Here is a 19,473-nt window from a genome sequence, read left to right on the forward strand (position 1 = left end):
ATGCCCGCAGCTCTCAATCAGCAGTCGGAGCGTCCCGGAGGACCGGGCGGCCATTCTCCTAGAGCCATCAACGGCAACCCCTGATCAGCCACACCCGGTCCTCCCGGACCGCCAACATTCTTAAGGACCCCTGATGTCCACGAAGATCTTCGTCAACCTCCCCGTGAAGGATCTCGCCAAGTCGAAGGACTTCTTCACCAGGACCGGCTTCTCGTTCGATCCGCAGTTCACCGATGACCGTGCGGCATGCCTGGTGATCAGCGACGACATCTACGCCATGCTGCTCACGGAGCCGTTCTTCAAGACCTTCACCGGCAAGGAGATCGCCGACGCCAGGAAAAGCACGGAGGCCATCGTGGCGCTGGGCGTCGAGAGCCGGGAGCGGGTCGACGAGCTGGCCGACAAGGCCTTCGCGGCCGGCGCGCAGCCTTCGAGGGAGACCGACGACCAGAGCCCCATGTACGGGCGGACCTTCCAGGACCCTGACGGCCACCTCTGGGAGATCTTCTCCATGGATCCGTCCGCGATGCAGGAACAGGGCTGAGCACCCTCACCTTCAACCGCCTTGCCGTACGGCTCCTCGGGTGGTGCGCAGACCCGCGAAGGCCATCCGCACGACCGCCTCCGCCACTTCCTCGCCGTCGGCGTGGCCCGCGTGGCCGCCGTGCGGGCGGTACCACTCCACGATCGAGTTGATCATTCCGAAGAGCAGCCGCGTGGCGAGCCGTACGTCGACGTCGTCCCGCAGGTCCCCGTCCGCCGCGGCCTGCTTGAGCAGCTCGGCGACCTGCTGGTCGAACTCGCGGCGGCGCGCCATGGCCGACCGCTCGGTGTCGGTGTTCCCGCGCACCCGCAGCAGCAGCGTCACGTACGGCAGCTCCGCCATCAGCACCTCCGCCGTGCGCCGCGTCACGTGCTCGAGCCGGTCGATGGCCCGCCCCTCCGTGGCCTCCGGCTCCTGAAGGATCCCGAACAGCCCGTCCAGGGCACGGGATATGGCGAGTCGCAGCAGCTCTTCCTTGCCGCGGACGTGGTGGTAGATGGACGACTTGGAGATCCCCGCGGCGCGGGAGAGGTGCTCCATGGAGGTGCCGTCGTAGCCACGCTCGTTGAAGACCTCGACGGCGACCGCGAGCAGCGACTCGGGCGTATAGGTGTCGCGCTTGATCATGGTCATGATGAAAGCAGCCTCTCGTCGGCCGCCGCACGGCGGCACAGGAGCGGGGAGGGCGCATAGCGGGGCGCGCCATATGCGCCGTGGAGGTTCCGCAGGACATCACGTACCCATGGGGCGCCCAGTTCGTCCCCCCACTCCAGCGGGCCCCGCGGGTAGTTCACACCGAGCCGCATCGCGGTGTCGATGTCCTGTGGACCGGCCACGCCGCGGCCGACCGCGTCGACGGCGAAGTCCACGAGCATCGCGACAGTGCGGGCGACGATCATGCCCGGGACGTCGTCGATCACGCTGACCTGCTTGCCCAGCGCCTGGAAGAGGCCGATCGCCGACTGCAGGGCCGCGGGGCGGACGGTGTCCGAGGACGCCAGCGCGATACGGGTCGCGGTGCGGTAGTCCAGCGCGAGGTCGAAGCGGATGCAGTTGCCGGCCGGATCGGTCGTGGCGGCCGAGCCGTCGGTCAGCGTGAGCCGGGTGCCGTCGGGCAGGGCGATGAAGCCCCTGGAAGGCTCCGGCGCCCCGTCGCCCGTGACCTCGATGCCCGCCTCGGTGATCATCTCCCGCAGGACCGCGGCCGGTCCCAGGCCGGCGTGGATCCTGACCGTGTCCGGGGCCTTGCACTGCTCCGCGGTGTGCGGCTCCGGCTTCTGCGCCCCCTCGCCGTAGCCGAACCACCCGCGCCCCGACTTGCGACCGTGCCGCCCGGCCTCGACGAGGCGCCGCTGGGCCATGGACGGCGTGAACTTCGGGTCCTGGAAGAAGGCCTCCCACACGGAGCGGGTGACCGCCTCGTTCACGTCCTGACCGATGAGGTCCGTCAGCTCGAACGGTCCCATCCTGAAGCCGCCGCACTCGCGCAGCACCGCGTCGATCGTGGCGGGATCGGCCGCCCGCTCCTCATGGAGCCGGAAGGCCTCGGCGTAGAAGGGCCGGGCGAGGCGGTTGACGATGAACCCGGGGGTGTCGGCGCAGCGGACGGGCGTCTTGCCCCAGGCGGCGGCCGTGTCGTACGCGCGCGTGGCCGCGGCCTCGTCGGTGGCGGAGCCGCTCACCACCTCCACGAGAGGGAGGAGCGGCGCGGGGTTGAAGAAGTGCAGCCCGACGACGCGTCCCGGGCGGCGCAGCGCGCCGGCTATCGCCGTGACGGACAGCGACGAGGTGTTGGTGGCGAGCAGGCAGTCGCCGGAGACGACCGTCTCGAGCGCCGTGAACAGCTGCTGCTTTGCGACCAGATCCTCGAGGATCGCCTCGACGACGAGCTGCGCGTCCGCGAGGCCGGCGATGTCCCCGACCGGATCGAGGCGGGCGTAGGCCGCTTCGCGCTCCGCGGGTGTGATCCGGCCCTTCTCCACCAGCCGGTCGAGCCGCGCCAAGACGGCGTCGGCGGCCGCCCCGGCCCGGCCGGGGGCGACGTCATAGAGCCTCACCGGGTGTCCTGCGAGCAGCGCGACCTGGGCGATTCCCTGGCCCATGGTCCCGGTGCCGACGACGCCGACGGTTCCCGTCCGGTCGATTGCCGTCATGGCCGAGATCCTCTCGTACACGTTGTCCACAGGCTCGACAGGCCCCCTTGTCCCGACCGATCGTTCGGTTACTCTAACCCTGTTGCCCTTTTCCGGCCCAGCTCAACGAGGAGTTGGTCAGTCATGGCCGCCGATCTCACCGCTGTCCAGCTGATCGAGAAGCACCGCCCGACGCTCGACCAGGCGCTCGAGGCCATCCGCACGCGCGCGTACTGGTCACCGCACCCGGAGCACCCGAAGGCTTACGGGGAGAGCGCCGCCGGTGACGGACAGGCCGCCTTCGACGCCCTGCGCGGCAAGCGGCTCGACCTCGACCAGCCGGGCACCGACGCCTGGGTGGGCGACGAGGTGTCCCCCTACGGCCTGGAGCTGGGCGTGGAGTATCCGCACCCGGACGCCGATGTGCTGCTCCCGGCCATGCGCGCGGCGATGCCCGCGTGGCGGGAGGCCGGGCCCGAGGCACGGGCCATGGTGTGCCTGGAGATCCTGTCCCGGATCAACGCGCGCACCCACGAGTTCGCCCATGCGGTCATGCACACCAGCGGGCAGGCGTTCATGATGGCCTTCCAGGCCGGCGGGACGCACGCCCAGGACCGCGGCCTGGAGGCGGTGGCGTACGCGTACGTCGAGCAGGTCCGCACCCCTGACGCGGCGGACTGGTCCAAGCCGCAGGGCAAGCGGGACCCGCTCAACCTCCACAAGCAGTTCACCGCCGTGCCCCGCGGCATCTCGCTCCTGATCGGCTGCAACACCTTCCCCACCTGGAACGGCTACCCCGGTCTGTTCGCATCCCTGGCCACCGGTAACGCGGTGCTGGTCAAGCCGCATCCGCGGGCTGTGCTGCCGCTGGCGCTGACCGTCGCCGTCGCCCGCGAGGTGCTGGCAGACGCGGGATTCGACCCCAATCTGATGGCGCTGGCCGCGGAGCGGCCCGGCGAGGGCCTGGCCAAGGCGCTGGCCGTGCGTCCCGAGGTCCGGATCATCGACTACACCGGCTCGACCGCCTTCGGCGACTGGCTGGAGGCCAACGCCCGCCAGGCGCAGGTGTTCACCGAGAAGGCCGGGGTGAACACCGTCGTCATCGACTCCACCGATGACTACAAGGGGATGCTGGGCAACCTCGCCTTCTCGCTGTCGCTCTACAGCGGCCAGATGTGCACGACCCCACAGAACCTCCTGATCCCGCGGGAGGGGATCGGCACGGACGCGGGCCACAAGTCGTACGACGAGGTCGTCACCGACCTGGCGGGCGCGGTGCAGGGCCTGCTGGGCGACGACGCGCGGGCGAACGCGCTGCTGGGCGCGATCGTCAACCCGCAGGTGCGGGAGCGCATCGAGGCGGCGCCCGGCCTCGGGAAGGTCGCGCTCCCCTCGCGCGCGGTGCGGCACCCGGACTTCCCGGACGCCACCGTCCGTACGCCAGTGATCGTCAAGCTGGACGGAGCCAAGCCGGACGACGAGGCGGCCTGCCTGGCGGAGTGCTTCGGGCCGGTGTCCTTCGCGGTGGCCGTGGACTCGACGGCCGATGCGGTGGAGCTGCTGCGCCGCACTGTCCGGGAGAAGGGCGCGATGACCGTCGGCGCGTACACGAGCTCGCCCGAGATCGAGCGGCTGGTCGAGGAGGCGTGCTGGGAGGAGTGCGCCCAGCTGTCGCTGAACCTGACCGGCGGGGTCTACGTCAACCAGACCGCGGCGTTCTCGGACTTCCACGGCTCGGGCGGCAACCCGGCGGCGAATGCGGCGCTGTGCGACGGGGCGTTCGTGGCGAACCGCTTCCGCACGGTCGAGGTGCGACGGCCCGCGTAGACGCACAGGCGTGGCTGCGGATCCGGATCCCGGCTACAGCACTTCCGGGGTCTCCACGCGGGCGTGGCGGCTGATCCAGGCGTGCATCGCGATGGCGGCCGCCGCGCCCGCGTTGATCGAGCGGGTCGAGCCGAACTGGGCGATCGAGCACACCAGGGCCGCGTGTTTCCTGGCCTCCTCGGTCAGGCCGGGTCCCTCCTGCCCGAACAGCAGCACGCAGCGGCGCGGCAGTTCGGTGGTCTCCAGCGGGACGGCCCCGGGGAGGTTGTCGATCCCGATGACCGGCAGCCCCTCGGCGGCCGCCCAGGCGGTCAGGCCGGCCGTGTCCGGGTGGTGGCGCACGTGCTGGTACCGGTCGGTGACCATGGCGCCGCGCCGGTTCCAGCGGCGCCGCCCCACGATGTGGACCTCCTTGGCCAGGAAGGCGTTGGCGGTGCGTACGACGGAGCCGATGTTGAAGTCGTGGCCCCAGTTCTCCACCGCCACATGGAAGTCGTGACGGCGGGTGTCGAGGTCGGCGACGATCGCCTCGCGCTTCCAGTAGCGGTAGCGGTCGACGACATTGCGCCGGTCGCCGTGCGCGAGCAGCTCGGGGTCGTAGTGATCGCCGGTCGGCCACGGCCGGGGGTGCGGCCCGACGCCGACCTCAGCAGGCGTGTAGCCGTCGTCGTACTGGATGGCCTCGGTGTCCCCGGCACCGGCACGGCCGGGGCTGCTGAGGCTGCTCACGGTGCTCACCCGACGAGGGTACGGTCGGGTTCCGCGCTGCCGCGTCCCTCGGGCTCCGAGTCCGCGCGGGACGACCGGCGGAGGCGCAGGCGGGCGGCCAGGCCACCGACCCGGCGCAGAAAGCCGGTCGGCAGGAAAACCGCGTCCGCGGCGATCATGGCCAGGGAGAAGAACGGCAGGCCCAGGGCCACGGCGAACGCCAGATGCTCGAGCATCATCACGGCCAGCAGCGCGTTCTTGACCAGCCGATTCATGAGCGTGAACGGGAACGCGACCTGGACGATCACCGTGCCGTAGGTGATGAGCATCACCAGCACGCCGCTGCTGCCCACGAGGTCGGAGACCAGGGGCCAGGGCGCGAAGTAGTCCAGGTTGACCGGGTAGAAGGCCGCCGTGCCGTCCTGCCAGCGCGAGCCCTGGATCTTGTACCAGCCGGCGGTCGCGTAGATCAGGCACACCTCTGCCATGATCACCAGCAGGGCGCCGTTGTGGGCCAGGTTGGCGATGACATCCAGCATGGTCGCCGTCTCCCGCCCGACCGCCGACTCCACGCGCGCGTACCGGCGCACCGCCCACCGCAGGGCATGGATGATCCACAGCCCCCAGAAGGCCAGCGCCCATCCCCAGCTCAGCCGGTCCAGGAGGGTGGCAGCGGCGAGAACGGCGCCGAGGACCGACCACAGGGCGATGCCCGCGGGGTCCCGCCCCGGCTCAAGGGCTCCCTCCTGCTCCCTCCTGCGCCGCCGCCGCGCGTCCAGCGACCACACCTGGCCACAGCGCGTGAGGACGAGATAGATCGCCATGAGGTGGACGACGTTGTCGCCGCCGTCGCCCATGAAGATGCTGCGGTTCTGCAGCGACAGGACCCCGGCCATGAAGAGCACGGACATGGTGCGGGTGCGCCAGCCGAGCATGAGAAGGGCGCTCGCGGCGAGCGAGAAGGCGTAGACGGACTCGAACCACAGTCGCCCGTCGGACCACATGAGCACGGTGAAGGCGCCGTTCCCGTCGATCATCTGCCGGGCCAGATCCCAGCTCCACGGGCCGTCGGGCCCGTACAGCTCGTGGCGGTGCGGCCATTCGCGCAGCAGGAAGAACAGCCAGGTGAAGGAGAAGCCGATCCGGACCACGGCGGTCTGGTAGGGGCCGAGGGCGCTGCCGGTGACACGGGCGATGCCGCGCGCGAGCCCGCGCTCGGTCCGGCGGACGGTGAGGTTCGGCGTCACGGGCTGTCGGCTCCCTCGGGGAGGTCAGCGGCGGCGACCGTCCACCACGGGAGTACGCGATGCACGGTCCTGGTGTCGATCTTCTCGTCGCTCCACGGGGGCGGGGTGACAGGGGTGGTGGCCGAGCGCACCTGGATCCGCTCGACCCTGCCGCCGTTCTCCTCCGAGCCGAACCGGTCCATCACGATCCGCCGGATGTAGCGCTCGGAGAGCTGGCCGCGCAGGCCGTCCGGCCTGTTCTCGGCGTCGTGCGAGCCGGTGAAGAAGTCCCAGGCCCGGCGCAGCTCGTTCTGCTGCGTGTGGCTGGGCAGGGGGTTGTGGCGAATCCCGGCGCCGTCCTGGGCGGACAGGTCGGTCCACTCCGTGGTCGCGATCCCGCCGTCCGCCGTACGGACCTCGGCGCGGGCCTGTACGGCGATGTTCTGCTGGAGTGGGTTGGGAGCGAACAGCTTCCAGTTCTGCTCGAACTCCGGATAGACGTACTCGTCGACCGCCGCGCCGTGCCGCTTGGTGATCGTGTTGGAGGGGGCGACGTGCAGAAAGACCATCGACACGTGCACGGCGGCGGCGACGGCCACGACCGCGACCGCCACCGCTATCACTATTCGCGAGGGCAGCGAGAGTGCGGCTACGCCGCTCGGCGCCGCCGCTGTTTCGTCCTCGTCCCTCTCCATACCCGCCCTCCCGCGTCCCCGGATCTCCGGGGAACGGTACTCAGAGCGCCCCGCCCGGCACAGCGCTCATGGAGTTATCCACAGCCTTGACACCCTACGAGCCGCCACAGCACCATTGAACCGAACGATCGGTCGGTCGGTCGGCTGGTCGATTGATCGGCGGGGAGTCGGGCTCATCGACGGAGAGGGGCGCCTGGTGACCACGGTGATGGAGTCCGGGAGCGCGGGCGCGTATGCGGCGGAGTTCGACGCCGCGGTGGCCGCGGACGAGCGGATCGAGCCGCGCGACTGGATGCCGGACGAATACCGCGCGACGCTGGTGCGGCAGATGGCGCAGCACGCCCACTCCGAGATCATCGGCATGCAGCCGGAGGCGAACTGGATCACCCGCGCCCCCTCGCTGCGGCGCAAGGCGATCCTGATGGCCAAGGTGCAGGACGAGGCCGGACACGGGCTGTATCTCTACAGCGCGGCGGAAACCCTGGGCACAGGGCGGGACGAACTGCTCGACAAGCTGCACTCCGGCCGCCAGAAGTACTCCTCGATCTTCAACTACCCCACGCTGACCTGGGCCGACGTCGGCGCCATCGGCTGGCTCGTGGACGGCGCGGCCATCACCAACCAGGTGCCGCTCTGCCGCTGCTCCTACGGCCCCTACGCCCGCGCGATGATCCGGATCTGCAAGGAGGAGTCCTTCCACCAGCGGCAGGGGTACGAACTGCTGCTCACCCTGAGCCGCGGCACCCAAGCGCAGCACGCGATGGCGCAGGACGCGGTGGACCGCTGGTGGTGGCCCTCACTGATGATGTTCGGCCCGCCCGACGACCAGTCCTCGCACTCCGCCCAGTCCATGGCCTGGAAGATCAAGCGGCACTCCAACGACGAACTGCGGCAGCGCTTCGTCGACATCTGCGTCCCGCAGGCGGAAACCCTCGGTCTCACCCTCCCCGACCCGGACCTGAAGTGGAACGAGGAGCGGGGGCACTACGACTTCGGGGCCATCGACTGGGATGAGTTCCGCGAGGTGCTGCGGGGCAACGGCCCCTGCAACGAGGACCGGATCACCCAGCGCCGGCGGGCGCACGAGGAAGGCGCCTGGGTGCGCGAGGCAGCTGCGGCCTACGCCGCCAAGCACGGGGAGGGGAAGGAATGAGCGCGACGAGCGGTACCGGTGGGGCGGCCGACTGGCCGCTGTGGGAGGTGTTCGTGCGCAGCCGCCGCGGCCTGTCGCACACCCACGCGGGGAGCCTGCACGCGCCGGACGCCGAGATGGCGCTGCGCAACGCCCGCGACCTCTACACCCGCAGGTCGGAGGGCGTCTCGATCTGGGTGGTGCCGTCCTCGGCGATCACCGCCTCCTCGCCCGACGAGAAGGACCCGTTCTTCGAGCCGGCCGCCGACAAGCCCTACCGGCACCCGACGTTCTACGAGATCCCGGAAGGGGTGAAGCACCTGTGACGGCCGCACTCGCCCTGGGCGACGACGCGCTGGTGCTCTCGCACCGGCTGGGGGAGTGGGCCGGGCATGCGCCGGTGCTCGAGGAGGATGTGGCGCTCGCCAACATCGCGCTGGATCTGCTGGGCCAGGCCCGGGTACTGCTGTCGATGGCGGGCGACGAGGACGAGCTGGCGTATCTCCGCGAAGAGCGCGCATTCCGCAACGTCCAGCTGGTCGAGCAGCCGAACGGCGACTTCGCGCACACCATCGCCCGCCAGCTCTACTTCTCGACCTACCAGGAGCTGCTCTACGGGCAACTGGCGGGCGGCGAGAGCGACTTCACACCGCTCGCGCGCAAGGCCGTCAAGGAGGTCGCGTACCACCGGGACCACGCCGAGCACTGGACGCTGCGGCTGGGCGACGGCACGCCGGAGAGCCACGACCGGATGCAGCGCGGCCTCGACGCGCTGTGGCGATACACGGGCGAGCTCTTCGAACCCGTCGACGGCGTGGCCGTGGACTGGGACGCACTGCGTCAGCGCTGGCTGGCGTCCGTGACGGCCATCCTGGAGCGGGCCACCCTGGCCCTGCCCCGCGGGCCGCAGAGCGGTGCCTGGACGGCGGGCGCGGGCCGCCAGGGTCTGCACACCGAACCGTTCGGCCGGATGCTCGCCGAGATGCAGCATCTGCACCGCAGCCACCCGGGGGCGACATGGTGACCACCAGCGACACAGAGGCCCGTGACACGGCTGCCACGACCGCCCTCGAAGAGGAACTCCGCAAGCTGGCCGGCTCGGTGCCGGACCCGGAGCTGCCGGTCGTCACGCTGGAGGAGCTGGGCGTGCTGCGCGGCCTGCAGGTCGTCGGCCCCGGCCGGGTCGAGGTCGAACTGACCCCGACCTACACCGGATGCCCGGCGGTCGAGTCGATGTCGGCCGACATCGAGCGGGTGCTGCACGAGTACGGCATACCCGAGGTCGCGGTCCGTACCGTCCTCTCCCCGCCATGGACCACCGACGCCATCAGCGCCGAAGGCCGCCGCAAGCTCGAGGAGTCCGGAATCGCACCGCCCCGCCCGGGCGGCGGCAGCGGGCCGGTCATGGTCCAGCTGTCGGTCCGCTGCCCGCACTGCGGATCGACCGACACCACGCTGCTGAGCCGCTTCTCCTCCACCGCGTGCAAGGCGCTGCGCCGCTGCGAGTCGTGCCGCGAACCATTCGACCACTTCAAGGAGTTGTAGATGGCCCGCCCCGCGACCGAGACGGCCCGTTCCGCTCCGGCCGCCCGCCACGGCGCGTTCCATTCGCTGCGGGTGGCGGCGGTGGACCGGCTGACCGACGACTCGGTCGTCGTCACCTTCGCGGTGCCGCCCGAGCTGCGCGAGACCTACCGCTACACGCCAGGGCAGCATCTGGCGCTGCGCCGGGCCGGAGGCGGCGCGGAGATCCGCCGCACCTACTCCATCTGCGGGCCGGCCCTGGACCCGGAAGGGCCGGAGACCCTGCGGGTCGGCGTACGGCTGGTCGAGGGCGGGGAGTTCTCGACCTTCGCGCTCAAGAAGCTGACGGTCGGCGACACCGTCGAGGTGATGGCACCAGCCGGTCGGTTCGTACTCGAGCCGAGGCCGGGACACTTCGTCGGCGTGGTCGGCGGCAGCGGCATCACCCCCGTGCTGTCGATCGTCTCGACGCTGCTGGCGCGCGAGCCGGAAGCCCGCTTCTGCCTGATACGCAGCGACCGCACCGCCGCCTCGACGATGTTCCTCGAGGAGGTGGCCGACCTCAAGGACCGCTACCCCGACCGGCTCCAGCTGGTGCATGTCCTCTCCCGCGAGGAACAGCAGACCGGACTGCCCTCCGGGCGGCTGGACGAGGACCGGCTCACCGGACTGCTGCCCGCGCTGCTGCCGGTCGAGGCGGTCGACGGCTGGTTCCTGTGCGGACCATACGGGCTGGTGCAGGGCGCCGAGCGGGCGCTGCGCGCCCTCGGCGTACCGCGCGGCCGCGTGCACCAGGAGATCTTCCATGTGGACGACGGCGCCTCGACGGCACCCGCCCGCGTCGCCGCCCCGGCGCACGCCACCGTGACCGCGACGCTGGACGGCCGCTCCGGAAGCTGGCCCGTACAGGACGGCGAATCGCTGCTGGAGGCGGTGCTGCGCAACCGCGCCGACGCCCCCTACGCCTGCAAGGGCGGGGTGTGCGGAACCTGCCGGGCCTTTCTCGTCTCGGGCGAGGTGCGGATGGACCGGAACTTCGCCCTGGAGGCCGACGAGGTCGGCGCGGGGTACGTACTGGCCTGCCAGTCTCATCCCGTCACCGAGCAGGTGGAGCTGGACTTCGACCGCTGACCAGGCCGGATCCGCCGGGTACCGGACTGGTTCCGGCGGCACCATTCCCTATTCCTGAAACCTGTTCTACCTTGACGCCTCGTCAGAAGTATGTGCCGGGCGCGCGGGAGGACAGGCAGTGGACTTCACCTTCACCGAGGAGCAACAGGCGGCCGTCGAAGCGGCGAAGGCGGTCTTCTCCGGAGTCGCACCCGACGGAGTGCCCAGCCCGGCGCTGACCCCCGGGGCGGTCGCCGAGGACTTCGACCGGCAGCTGTGGCGCAAGCTCGCCCAGGCCGACCTGCTGAGCCTGGTGCTGGACCCCCGGCACGGCGGGGCAGGGCTCGACCCCATCGCGCTGTGCCTCGTACTGCGCGAGTCGGCCAAGGTGCTGGCCCGCGTCCCGCTGCTGGAGACCGGCGCCGCGGCCCTCGCCCTGCGGACGTACGCCCCTGCGGAGCTGTGCGACGACCTGCTCCCGCAGGTCGGCCGCGGCGAACTCGTCCTGACCGTCGCCGCCAACGGCCGCACCGGCCACGACCCGGCCGAACTCGCCGTCGACGCCCGGCAGGACGGCGACGGCTGGGCCCTGGACGGCACGCAGACGGCCGTGCCCTGGGCGCAGTCCGCCGATCTCCTCGTGATCCCCGCCCGCACGGGCGACGGCCGCACCGTACTCGCGCTCGTCCCCCGGCTCCACGACGGGGTCACCCTCGCCGACCAGGTGTCCACCAGCGGCGAGCGGTACGCCGAAGTCCGCCTCGAAGCCGTACGGCTCGCCGGCCGCGATGTGCTCACCGCCGACGGGGCGTGGGAGTGGCTACGCCATCTGCTCGCCACCGGGACCTGCGCGCTCGCGCTCGGCCTGGGGGAGGGCGTACTCGGCATGACCGGCGAATACACCAGCAAGCGTGAGCAGTTCGGCCACCCGGTGGCCACGTTCCAGGCCGTCGCCGTCCAGGCCGCCGACCGTTACATCGACCTGCGGGCCATGGAGGCCACCCTCTGGCAGGCCGCCTGGCGGCTCACCGCCGCACAGAGCGCCACCGGCACCGCGGGCGCGCTCCCGCCCGCCGCCGACGTGGCCGTCGCCAAGATCTGGGCCTCGGAGGGCGCACGCCGGGTGGTGCAGACCGCACAGCACCTGCACGGCGGCTTCGGCGCGGACGTCGACTATCCGCTGCACCGCTACCACGCCTGGGCCAAGCAGCTGGAGCTGTCACTCGGACCGGCCGCCGCCCACGAGGAGGCCCTGGGCGACCTGCTGGCCGCCCACCCCCTCGGCTGACGCCGGGCGCGGGCAACGCCGGAACGCGTCAGGGGACGAAAGCGTCAGAGGACGAGAGCGTCAGAGGACGAAAGCCTGCTCGCCGCTGTCAGCGACCAGCGGACGACCCGCGGCCTCCCAGGCGAGCATGCCGCCGTCCACGTTCACCGCGTCGAGCCCCTGCCCGATGAGGTACTGCGCGACCTGCGCCGACCTGCCGCCGACCCGGCACACCACATGCACCCGGCGGCCGTCGGCGACGGCCTCGGTCAGCTCGCCGTACCGGGCCACGAGCTCGCTCATCGGCAGGTGCAGGGCGCCTTCGGCGTGGCCGGCGGCCCACTCGTCGTTCTCGCGGACGTCCAGCAGGAAGCCGTCGGACGGCACCGACGCGGCGTCCACCGCGGGCAGCTGGGCGAAGTGCATGGTCAGCCTCTCAGTCTCTTTCCGGGCACGGCCCGTGCCCGGAAGGGCGGCGGGGCCGTCCCTCGCACGTTACCCAACCAGCGCTACCCAACCAGCTCCGCCAGCCGGGCCTCCCGCTCGGCGACCTGCGCCAGCAGCTGCTCGGCGATCTCCTCGAGCAGCCCGTCCGGATCCTCCGGCGCCATCTTGAGCATGGCCCCGATCGCGCTGGCTTCCAGCTCGGCAGCGACCGCGGCCAGCAGTTCCTTGCGCTCGGCCAGCCACTCCAGCCGGGCGTACAGCTCCTCGCTCCGGCTCAGCGGCCGCTCATCGGGCCGCGGCCCGGCAGCCCACTCGTCGGCCAGTTCGCGCAGCACTTCCTCGTCCCCGCGGGCGTACGCCTCGTTCACCCGCACGATGAACGCGCTGCGCCGCTCCCGCTCCGCGTCGTCGCGCGCCAGATCCGGGTGGGCCTGGCGGACCAGCTCGCGGTAGACACGGCGGGCTTCCTCACTCGGCCGCACGCGCTGCGGCGGCCGCACCGGACGCTCGGTGAGCATCGCCGTAGCCTCCGGCGACAGGCCTTCCGAGTCGATCCAGCCATGGAACAGCTCCTCCACCCGCGGCATCGGCAGCACCAGCCCGCGGGCCTCGCGGGCCTTGCGGATGTCCTCGGGGTCGCCGGTCCGGGCCGCGACGGCCTCCGCGATCTGCGCGTCCAGCTCGTCGAGCCGCGAGTACATCGGGCCCAGCCGCTGGTGGTGCAGCCGGGAGAAGTTCTCGACCTCGACCCGGAAGGTCTCGACGGCGATCTCGAACTCGATCAGGGCCTGCTCGGCGGCGCGCACCGCCTGCTCAAGGCGGGCTTCCGGCCGGGGTTCCTCTGGGGCCCCCGCCCCCACCCCCTCCCCGCCCATCTGGTCGGCTCCCGCCTGCTCGGCTCCCGGGTTCGTCTCGGCTTCCGGATTAGTCACCCGGCCAGCCTACGGGCAGGGCAACGACACCCGCGCCCGCCCGTCCCGGCCACCGCAGTCCGGCCCGGCTACACGCCTGCCGAGCCCCGCCGCCGGGCCGTCCGCGACACCCGCCTCCGGAGCCCGGCCACCCGGCTGTCCCCGACACCCGCCTCACGAGCCGGCCACCCGCCGTCCCGGTCGGCCACCCGCGCCCCCAGTCCGATTGGCACGTGGCCGACCGCCGCCCCGCACCCGACCTGGGCGCTCATCGGGGCTCAGCCACCGACCGCACCGGCTGCAGCTCGCCGGTCAGACCCCGAGCTCAGCCGCTATGCGGCCGCTCCGCACCGCGGCCACCAGCTCCGCGTGGTCCGCTTCCGTACGGTCCGCGTACGCCACCGCGAAGGCTGCCATCGCGTCGTCCAACTCCTCCCCCTTACCGCAGTAGCCCGCGACCAGCCTCGGGTCCGCGCTGTGCGCGTGGGCCCGCGCCAGGAGAGCGCCGGTCATCCGCCCGTAGTCGTCGATCTGGTCGGCGGTCAGCGCCGCCGGGTCCACGCTGCCCTTGCGGTTCCGGAACTGCCGCACCTGATACGGCCGTCCCTCGACGCTGGTCCAGCCCAGCAGGATGTCGCTCACCACCTGCATCCGCTTCTGTCCGAGCACCACCCGACGCCCCTCGTGCCCGGCATCCGGTATCTCGAAGCCCGCCTTCGCCACGTGCGGCAGCAGAGCCGATGGCCGGGCCTCCTTCACCTGCAGCACCAGCGGCTCGCCCCGGTGGTCCAGCAGCAGCACCACGTACGACCTCAGGCCCACGCTGCCCGTGCCGACGAGCCGGAAGGCGACATCCTGCACGGCGTACCGCGCGAGCAGGGGCAGGCGGTCCTCAGGAAGCGTCTCGAGATAGCCCCCCAACGCCTTCGCCACCGCCGCGGCCTCGACGTCCGGCACCCTCCGCAGAACCGGCGGTGCGTCCGTGAAGCGCCGCCGCGGGGCTCCGCCCCCGGCACCGCCGCCGCCCGCCCCGCCGCCCTCGCCGTCCGGCACGAGCTCCGTCGCCCGCGCCGCGAACCGCCCGCTCGTGTTCCGCCGCGCCTTCTCCGCGACCCGCTCCAGCGTGCCGACCAGGTCGTGCGCGTCGGTGTGCGAGACGAGCTCCTCGTCCGCGATCGCGTTCCATGCGTCCATCGCAGGCAGCTTCGCCAGCAGCCGCATCGTCCGCCGGTACGCCCCCGTGGCGTCGTGGGCCGCGGCGCGGCAGGTGTCCTCGTCGGCCCCGGCCTCGCGGCCCGCCAGCACGAGCGAGGCCACGAGCCGCTTCAGGTCCCACTCCCACGGCCCGTGCACCGTCTCGTCGAAATCGTTGATGTCGATGACGAGGCTGCCGCGGGCGTCGCCGTAGAGCCCAAAGTTCGCCGCGTGCACGTCCCCGCATATCTGCGCACCGATCCCCGTGATGGGCGTCCCCGCGAGGTCGTAGGCCATCAGCCCGGCCGATCCGCGGAGGAAGGCGAAGGGGGTCGCGGCCATCCGGCCCACGCGTATAGGAGCGAGCTCCGGCAGCCGCCCGGCGCTGGACTCCTCGACCGCCGCCACCGCGTCCGGCCGCCCGGCGTCCGACGGCGGTTCGGCGTGCGCGGCACGCGGCACCCGCGCCCGCAGGGCCTTCCCCCGCTGCTTCGGCGCAGCCGACGCCTCGGACCACTGCGCGAACCCCGCCACGTACGGAATCCGCTCGTCGGCCACCACGCCCTGCCCCTCCGCGCCCTGCCCCTCCGCGCCCTGCTCCTCCGTGCCTCGCCCCTCCACGCCCTGCCCGTCCGTCGACACGATCAGCCCCCCGTTCCGTCCCGACAACGACTGGCCATGACCGTACCCTCGCTCGCCGCGGGGCCGCATGCCCTGTGGATAACTCCCCCGGTCCCCCAACCGGTCCCCCAACGCCCCCCATTCCGGACCGGCCTTCCCCACTCCCGCACCGGCTTCACCACACTGCAGGACCGGCTTTGCCCCACCCCCGGACCGGTCGACCTCCCCAACCCCGGCCCGGCTTCACCCCGCCCTCCCGGGCTAGCCGCGGAGGTTCTTCGGGCACTGGCCCCCGTCCGGCAGATACTGCTCCGCCCACCGCCCGAGTTCCTTGAGCGCGGGCTCCAGTGCCCGCCCCGCCTCGGTCAGCCGGTAGGCCACCCGCAGCGGCGGCCCCTCGTCCACTTCCCGAACGACCAGCCCCGCCGCGCCCAGCTCCGTCAGCCGGTCCGAGAGCATGCGCTCGCTGATACCGGGGATCGCCCGGCGCAGCTCGACGAAGTGCACCGCGCGCTGCAGCAGCACGGACACGATCAGTCCGGTCCAGCGCTTTCCGAGGAGCTGGAAGACGCGGGTCATGCCCGCATCGACTTCCTTGCACGCCTGCTCGCTGTGGTCCACCCCACCGTCCATGCCCACCAGGGTACTGGGCTCCGGTCATCTGCTGCAGAAAAGTTAGTGGCTGTGTTAAAACTAGCTACGTACGGAATGCAACCCGGATTCTTTGTCGGAGGTCCCCGATGCCCACACTTCTTCACCTCGACTCGTCCGCCCTCCCCCAGGACGGCTCCGCCTCGCGTGACGTCACCGCCACCTTCCGCAAGGCCTGGGAGGAGCAGCACCCGACCGGCAAGGTCATCTACCGCGACCTCGCCGCCGACCCGATCCCGCACATCGACGCCGTCGCCATCTCCGCGGGCTTCTCGGACCCTTCCGAGCACACCCCCGAGCAGCAGGCCGCCTTCGCCCTGCGCACAACCCTCGCCGAGGAGCTGGAGCAGACCGACGCCGTCCTCATCGGCGCCCCGATGTACAACTTCACGATCCCGTCCAGCCTCAAGGCCTGGCTGGACCACGTGGTCATCATGGGGCGGACCGCCGGTGACACCCAGTCCGCCGCAGGCAAGCCGGTGACCGTGGTGGCCAGCCGCGGCGGCTCGTACGCGCCGGGCACTCCGCGTGAGGACTTCGAGTTCGTGCAGACCTACCTGGAGAAGGTGCTGAACGGCCTGCTCGGCCTCGAGGTCGACTTCATCGTCCCGGAGCTGACCATGGCCAGGGCGACCCCGGCGATGGCGGACCTCGTCGACCTGGCCGATGCCTCCCGCGCCAAGGCCCACGAAGACGCGGTGCAGAAGGCCAAGGCCCTCGCCACCCGCCTCGCGGCCTGAGGAATCGCCGTTGGCGCAACCGTCGCTGCCATCCGCTGCCGTCCGCTGACGACGGCCGACGTCCGCTGACGTCCGCTGACGTCCGCTGCCGTGCGCCAGCGACCGCCGACGACCGCTGACCAGGCGGCGGCCGCACAGGACGCCGGGCCCGGGTCTACTCCCCGAGCCCGGCGTCCCGCGCCAGCAGCGCCGCCTGCACCCGGTTCCCGCACCCGAGCTTCGCGAGGATCCGGCTGACGTACGTCTTCACCGTCGCCTCGCTCATATGGATTCGCTCGCCCGCGTCCGCGTTCGAGAGCCCCTCGCCGAGCAGCGCGAGCACCTCCAGCTCCCGCGCGGTCAGCACCTCGAGCCGCCGCCGGGCCTCCTCGCCCCGCGCCGCCGCCCGCCCCGAGGCCAGCGAGTCGACCACGTGCCGGGTGGCCCCCGGCGAGAGATACGCGTCGCCGCCCGCCGCGGCCCGTACCGCGCTGATCAGTTCACCCGGCGCGGAGTCCTTCAGCAGAAAGCCCGCGCCGCCACTGCTCAGGGCGCGCAGCACGTTCTCCCTCTCACCGAAGGTGGTGAGGATGAGGGCCCGTACGGCAGGGGCGGCGGCGCGCAGCTCGGCGAGCGCCGACAGCCCGTCCATCACCGGCATCTGGATGTCGAGCAGGGCGACATCGACCGAATGGGACCGGGCCAGCTCGAGCGCCTCACGGCCGTTCGCCGCCTCCGCGACCACGGAGATGTCCTCGGCCGAGGTGAGGATCATCCTGATGCCCGCCCGTATGAGCGGTTCGTCGTCCGCGACGAGAACCCTGATCACGACTCCCCCACCCGCCTCGCACCCGCCTACTACTCCCTGACCGCGAATGACCGCTTCTCGATCAGCTTCCCGTCCCGGAAGCAGAAGCGGAAGGCCGGTTGGGTATCCCAGTTCTTCGGCGTCTCGGTCGACATCAGGGTCAGGCAGGCGGCGCCCTCGGGCTTCGCCGGGCCCTTCTCGTGCAGCCCCCCGGTCATGAACGAACCCTTGGGCAGCTTGTCCCGCACCTCCGCCTCGGGGTCGCCGATGCGCACCGACTCGTAGACCGAGGGGTCGATCATGCTCTCGTCGGCTTCCCCCACGACGAGGGCGAAGCCCCAGACGACCAGTGCAACCATCACCAGCGCGATCCCCGAGAGAATCGCGCAGCCGAGGGCCAGGTTCCGGCCCCGCGAGCTCTTCGCCACCAGGCCCGCCCCTTCGGCGTACGGGCCGCCCGCGTACGAGTCGCCGAGCACGGCCCCCTCGCCCCGCGTCCAAAAGTCGTCCGCCCCGTCCACGAAGAGCGTGGGATCGGCCACACCGGCCACCCCACTCGCCGCACCGCCCACGTCCCGGCCCGCCGCACCGCCTTCGCCCCCACTCGGCGCACCACCAGGGCCGGCACCCCCGCCACCGCGCCCGCCACCGCCCCCATCCGGCCCGTACGGCAGCACGCCCGCCACCCGGAACCCCCCGTCGCCCGTCGGCCCCGCGTGCACCATCCCCCCGATCAGCCGGGCCCGCTCGCGCAGCCCGACGAGGCCCTGGCCGCCGCGCACCGCCGCGCCGTTCCCGGCCTGTCCCGCGCCCGCGGCCGGCACGGGCACCGGCCCGTTGGCGACCTCCACGACCAGCGAGTCCGGCTCGTAGCGCAGCCCCACCGTGATCCGCGCCCCCGCCGCGTACTTGTGAGCGTTCGTCAGACCTTCCTGGGCGATGCGGTACGCCGCGTGGTCGGCCGCCGGTGCCAGCGGCCGCGGCTCGCCCGAGCGCAGCAGCTCCACCGCCGCGCCCACGGCCCGCGACGCCTCCACGAGCGCTTCGATGCCCACCGCACCCCGCGAGGCGGGCTGCGCGCCCTCCACGGGCTGCGGCTCCGGCGTGCCGTCCCGCAGGATGCCCACGACCTCGCGCAGCTCGTGCATCGCGGCCACCGAGGCATCCCGCAGCACACCCACCGCCTCGCGCTGCCGCTCGGTCAGCTCGGGGTCGACCTCCAGGGCACCCGTGTGCACGGCGATCAGGGCCAGCTGGTGACCAAGGCTGTCGTGCATGTCCTGCGCGATCCGCTGGCGCTCCCGCATCCGCGCCTGACCGGCGATCATCGCGCGCTCGCGCAGCAGCTGGGCGTTGTGCTCCCGGAGCGCGTCCAGCAGCCTGCGGCGCTGCCTCCAGTAGCGACTCGCCAGGCCCGGCACGACGGTCGTGGCCAGGAAGAAGACGGTGGAGAAGATCAGTGTCGCGACCGGGGAGAGGGCCGGGGCCTCGGTGTACGCGCTGAGCGCCGCGTGCAGGACCATGGCGGCGCTGAACGACCCGACCGCCCGCCCCCTCGACGCGATGCCGCGCCCGGCCGACCAGCCCGCGACGATCAGCAGCGGCGCGAACCCGCCGAGCCCACCGGCCGCCGCGCCTGTGACAACCAACACGGTCGCCGGCAGTACGCGCCGCAGCGGCGACAGCAGCCCCACCGCCACCGCAGTCGCGAGAACTCGCAGTCCGCCGCCGCTGGTCACGCTCTCAAGACCGGCCGCGAGCAGCGCCAGGGCCAGGGACAGCACCACTTCACCGACGATCCGCCGCCGCGGCCACGCCCCCGGTACGACCAGGCGGCTCCACACGGCGCGTGCCCTCTCGCTCGCCATCACGCGGCACACGCTAGGCAGCGCCCGCCCACCGGCGCACTCCCCCTTCGTCGCGCCCCCATGCGACGAAAGTCGCACTCACCACGCGC

At 72.1% G+C, this 19,473-nt stretch carries 20 protein-coding genes; 9 read left to right on the forward strand and 11 right to left on the reverse strand.

Features of this window, described 5'->3' with window-relative positions; genetic code table 11:
• The first annotated feature begins 133 nt into the window (after window positions 1-133).
• On the forward strand, window positions 134-544 hold the full coding sequence (locus tag ACTWP8_RS26560) for a VOC family protein (RefSeq protein WP_443324639.1): 411 nt from the start codon (window positions 134-136) through the stop codon (window positions 542-544).
• A gap of 12 nt (window positions 545-556) precedes the next feature.
• Here the strand turns inward: ACTWP8_RS26560 and ACTWP8_RS26565 are convergent, their stop codons facing one another.
• Together ACTWP8_RS26565 and ACTWP8_RS26570 are read right to left on the reverse strand one after the other, a co-directional pair.
• Window positions 557-1,177: a TetR/AcrR family transcriptional regulator gene (locus ACTWP8_RS26565; RefSeq protein ID WP_443324640.1), complete on the reverse strand. Its 621-nt coding sequence runs from the start codon at window positions 1,175-1,177 to the stop codon at window positions 557-559.
• Window positions 1,174-2,697: a 3-hydroxyacyl-CoA dehydrogenase gene (locus ACTWP8_RS26570; protein ID WP_443324641.1), complete on the reverse strand. Its 1,524-nt coding sequence runs from the start codon at window positions 2,695-2,697 to the stop codon at window positions 1,174-1,176. Before ACTWP8_RS26570 ends, ACTWP8_RS26565 begins: the two co-directional genes overlap by 4 nt.
• Before the next feature lie 123 nt (window positions 2,698-2,820).
• Between ACTWP8_RS26570 and paaN the strand changes: the two genes are divergently transcribed.
• Window positions 2,821-4,503 carry a phenylacetic acid degradation protein PaaN gene (gene paaN, locus ACTWP8_RS26575; protein ID WP_443324642.1) on the forward strand — a complete coding sequence of 561 codons (1,683 nt, stop codon included), beginning with the start codon at window positions 2,821-2,823 and terminating at the stop codon, window positions 4,501-4,503.
• A gap of 33 nt (window positions 4,504-4,536) precedes the next feature.
• Here the strand turns inward: paaN and ACTWP8_RS26580 are convergent, their stop codons facing one another.
• The 3 genes from ACTWP8_RS26580 to ACTWP8_RS26590 are packed head-to-tail and all read right to left on the reverse strand — an operon-like array spanning window position 4,537 to window position 7,132.
• Window positions 4,537-5,241 (reverse strand): TrmH family RNA methyltransferase, encoded by a 705-nt coding sequence (locus ACTWP8_RS26580; protein ID WP_443324643.1) that lies wholly within the window; start codon window positions 5,239-5,241, stop codon window positions 4,537-4,539.
• On the reverse strand, window positions 5,238-6,458 hold the full coding sequence (locus ACTWP8_RS26585; RefSeq protein WP_443324644.1) for an HTTM domain-containing protein: 1,221 nt from the start codon (window positions 6,456-6,458) through the stop codon (window positions 5,238-5,240). The genes ACTWP8_RS26580 and ACTWP8_RS26585 overlap by 4 nt, the downstream gene beginning before the upstream one ends.
• The gene (locus ACTWP8_RS26590) at window positions 6,455-7,132 is read right to left on the reverse strand and encodes a DUF5819 family protein (protein WP_443324645.1); all 678 of its coding nucleotides are present in this window, start codon (window positions 7,130-7,132) and stop codon (window positions 6,455-6,457) included. Before ACTWP8_RS26590 ends, ACTWP8_RS26585 begins: the two co-directional genes overlap by 4 nt.
• Before the next feature lie 208 nt (window positions 7,133-7,340).
• Between ACTWP8_RS26590 and paaA the strand changes: the two genes are divergently transcribed.
• From paaA to ACTWP8_RS26620, 6 genes are all read left to right on the forward strand, one after another.
• The gene (gene paaA, locus ACTWP8_RS26595) at window positions 7,341-8,285 is read left to right on the forward strand and encodes a 1,2-phenylacetyl-CoA epoxidase subunit PaaA (RefSeq protein WP_443324746.1); all 945 of its coding nucleotides are present in this window, start codon (window positions 7,341-7,343) and stop codon (window positions 8,283-8,285) included.
• The gene (gene paaB, locus ACTWP8_RS26600) at window positions 8,282-8,590 is read left to right on the forward strand and encodes a 1,2-phenylacetyl-CoA epoxidase subunit PaaB (protein WP_443316178.1); all 309 of its coding nucleotides are present in this window, start codon (window positions 8,282-8,284) and stop codon (window positions 8,588-8,590) included. The genes paaA and paaB overlap by 4 nt, the downstream gene beginning before the upstream one ends.
• Entirely contained in the window at window positions 8,587-9,288 is a 702-nt protein-coding gene (gene paaC, locus ACTWP8_RS26605; RefSeq protein WP_443324646.1) for a 1,2-phenylacetyl-CoA epoxidase subunit PaaC, read from the forward strand. Before paaB ends, paaC begins: the two co-directional genes overlap by 4 nt.
• The gene (paaD, locus tag ACTWP8_RS26610; RefSeq protein ID WP_443324647.1) at window positions 9,282-9,809 is read left to right on the forward strand and encodes a 1,2-phenylacetyl-CoA epoxidase subunit PaaD; all 528 of its coding nucleotides are present in this window, start codon (window positions 9,282-9,284) and stop codon (window positions 9,807-9,809) included. Before paaC ends, paaD begins: the two co-directional genes overlap by 7 nt.
• On the forward strand, window positions 9,810-10,919 hold the full coding sequence (paaE, locus tag ACTWP8_RS26615; protein ID WP_443324648.1) for a 1,2-phenylacetyl-CoA epoxidase subunit PaaE: 1,110 nt from the start codon (window positions 9,810-9,812) through the stop codon (window positions 10,917-10,919).
• Between the two features lie 118 nt (window positions 10,920-11,037).
• Window positions 11,038-12,186 (forward strand): acyl-CoA dehydrogenase family protein, encoded by a 1,149-nt coding sequence (locus ACTWP8_RS26620; protein ID WP_443324649.1) that lies wholly within the window; start codon window positions 11,038-11,040, stop codon window positions 12,184-12,186.
• 60 nt (window positions 12,187-12,246) lie between these two features.
• On the opposite strand, the gene ACTWP8_RS26625 is transcribed toward ACTWP8_RS26620, so the two are convergent.
• The 4 genes from ACTWP8_RS26625 to ACTWP8_RS26640 all read right to left on the reverse strand — a co-directional run bounded on the left by ACTWP8_RS26625 (window position 12,247) and on the right by ACTWP8_RS26640 (window position 15,971).
• Window positions 12,247-12,591: a rhodanese-like domain-containing protein gene (locus tag ACTWP8_RS26625; protein WP_443324650.1), complete on the reverse strand. Its 345-nt coding sequence runs from the start codon at window positions 12,589-12,591 to the stop codon at window positions 12,247-12,249.
• Between the two features lie 83 nt (window positions 12,592-12,674).
• Window positions 12,675-13,487: a J domain-containing protein gene (locus ACTWP8_RS26630; RefSeq protein ID WP_443324747.1), complete on the reverse strand. Its 813-nt coding sequence runs from the start codon at window positions 13,485-13,487 to the stop codon at window positions 12,675-12,677.
• Window positions 13,488-13,835: 348 nt separating this feature from the next.
• Window positions 13,836-15,428, reverse strand: a complete 1,593-nt coding sequence (locus ACTWP8_RS26635) for a DUF2252 domain-containing protein (protein WP_443324651.1) — start codon at window positions 15,426-15,428, stop codon at window positions 13,836-13,838.
• Window positions 15,429-15,599: 171 nt separating this feature from the next.
• Window positions 15,600-15,971 (reverse strand): winged helix-turn-helix transcriptional regulator, encoded by a 372-nt coding sequence (locus tag ACTWP8_RS26640; protein ID WP_443324652.1) that lies wholly within the window; start codon window positions 15,969-15,971, stop codon window positions 15,600-15,602.
• 107 nt (window positions 15,972-16,078) lie between these two features.
• Between ACTWP8_RS26640 and ACTWP8_RS26645 the strand changes: the two genes are divergently transcribed.
• Window positions 16,079-16,729: an FMN-dependent NADH-azoreductase gene (locus tag ACTWP8_RS26645; protein WP_443324653.1), complete on the forward strand. Its 651-nt coding sequence runs from the start codon at window positions 16,079-16,081 to the stop codon at window positions 16,727-16,729.
• 154 nt (window positions 16,730-16,883) lie between these two features.
• Here the strand turns inward: ACTWP8_RS26645 and ACTWP8_RS26650 are convergent, their stop codons facing one another.
• Together ACTWP8_RS26650 and ACTWP8_RS26655 are read right to left on the reverse strand one after the other, a co-directional pair.
• Window positions 16,884-17,537 (reverse strand): response regulator, encoded by a 654-nt coding sequence (locus ACTWP8_RS26650; protein WP_443316169.1) that lies wholly within the window; start codon window positions 17,535-17,537, stop codon window positions 16,884-16,886.
• Window positions 17,538-17,566: 29 nt separating this feature from the next.
• Complete coding sequence (locus tag ACTWP8_RS26655) at window positions 17,567-19,384, reverse strand: sensor histidine kinase (protein ID WP_443324748.1); 1,818 nt, start codon at window positions 19,382-19,384, stop codon at window positions 17,567-17,569.
• Window positions 19,385-19,473: the final 89 nt, after the last annotated feature.

This window comes from Streptomyces sp. 7N604 (assembly GCF_052245475.1).
Classification (GTDB): Bacteria; Actinomycetota; Actinomycetes; order Streptomycetales; family Streptomycetaceae; genus Streptomyces.

Excerpts from the sequence above, each read along its gene's own strand:
- ACTWP8_RS26560 (WP_443324639.1), top strand. The coding sequence starts at position 134 with ATGTCCACGAAGATCTTCGTCAACCTCCCCGTGAAGGATCTCGCCAAG.
- ACTWP8_RS26565 (WP_443324640.1), bottom strand. The coding sequence starts at position 1,177 with ATGACCATGATCAAGCGCGACACCTATACGCCCGAGTCGCTGCTCGCG.
- ACTWP8_RS26570 (WP_443324641.1), bottom strand. The coding sequence starts at position 2,697 with ATGACGGCAATCGACCGGACGGGAACCGTCGGCGTCGTCGGCACCGGG.
- paaN (WP_443324642.1), top strand. The coding sequence starts at position 2,821 with ATGGCCGCCGATCTCACCGCTGTCCAGCTGATCGAGAAGCACCGCCCG.
- ACTWP8_RS26590 (WP_443324645.1), bottom strand. The coding sequence starts at position 7,132 with ATGGAGAGGGACGAGGACGAAACAGCGGCGGCGCCGAGCGGCGTAGCC.
- paaA (WP_443324746.1), top strand. The coding sequence starts at position 7,341 with ATGGAGTCCGGGAGCGCGGGCGCGTATGCGGCGGAGTTCGACGCCGCG.
- paaB (WP_443316178.1), top strand. The coding sequence starts at position 8,282 with ATGAGCGCGACGAGCGGTACCGGTGGGGCGGCCGACTGGCCGCTGTGG.
- paaD (WP_443324647.1), top strand. The coding sequence starts at position 9,282 with ATGGTGACCACCAGCGACACAGAGGCCCGTGACACGGCTGCCACGACC.
- paaE (WP_443324648.1), top strand. The coding sequence starts at position 9,810 with ATGGCCCGCCCCGCGACCGAGACGGCCCGTTCCGCTCCGGCCGCCCGC.
- ACTWP8_RS26625 (WP_443324650.1), bottom strand. The coding sequence starts at position 12,591 with ATGCACTTCGCCCAGCTGCCCGCGGTGGACGCCGCGTCGGTGCCGTCC.
- ACTWP8_RS26630 (WP_443324747.1), bottom strand. The coding sequence starts at position 13,487 with ATGGGCGGGGAGGGGGTGGGGGCGGGGGCCCCAGAGGAACCCCGGCCG.
- ACTWP8_RS26635 (WP_443324651.1), bottom strand. The coding sequence starts at position 15,428 with ATGCGGCCCCGCGGCGAGCGAGGGTACGGTCATGGCCAGTCGTTGTCG.
- ACTWP8_RS26640 (WP_443324652.1), bottom strand. The coding sequence starts at position 15,971 with ATGGACGGTGGGGTGGACCACAGCGAGCAGGCGTGCAAGGAAGTCGAT.
- ACTWP8_RS26645 (WP_443324653.1), top strand. The coding sequence starts at position 16,079 with ATGCCCACACTTCTTCACCTCGACTCGTCCGCCCTCCCCCAGGACGGC.
- ACTWP8_RS26655 (WP_443324748.1), bottom strand. The coding sequence starts at position 19,384 with ATGGCGAGCGAGAGGGCACGCGCCGTGTGGAGCCGCCTGGTCGTACCG.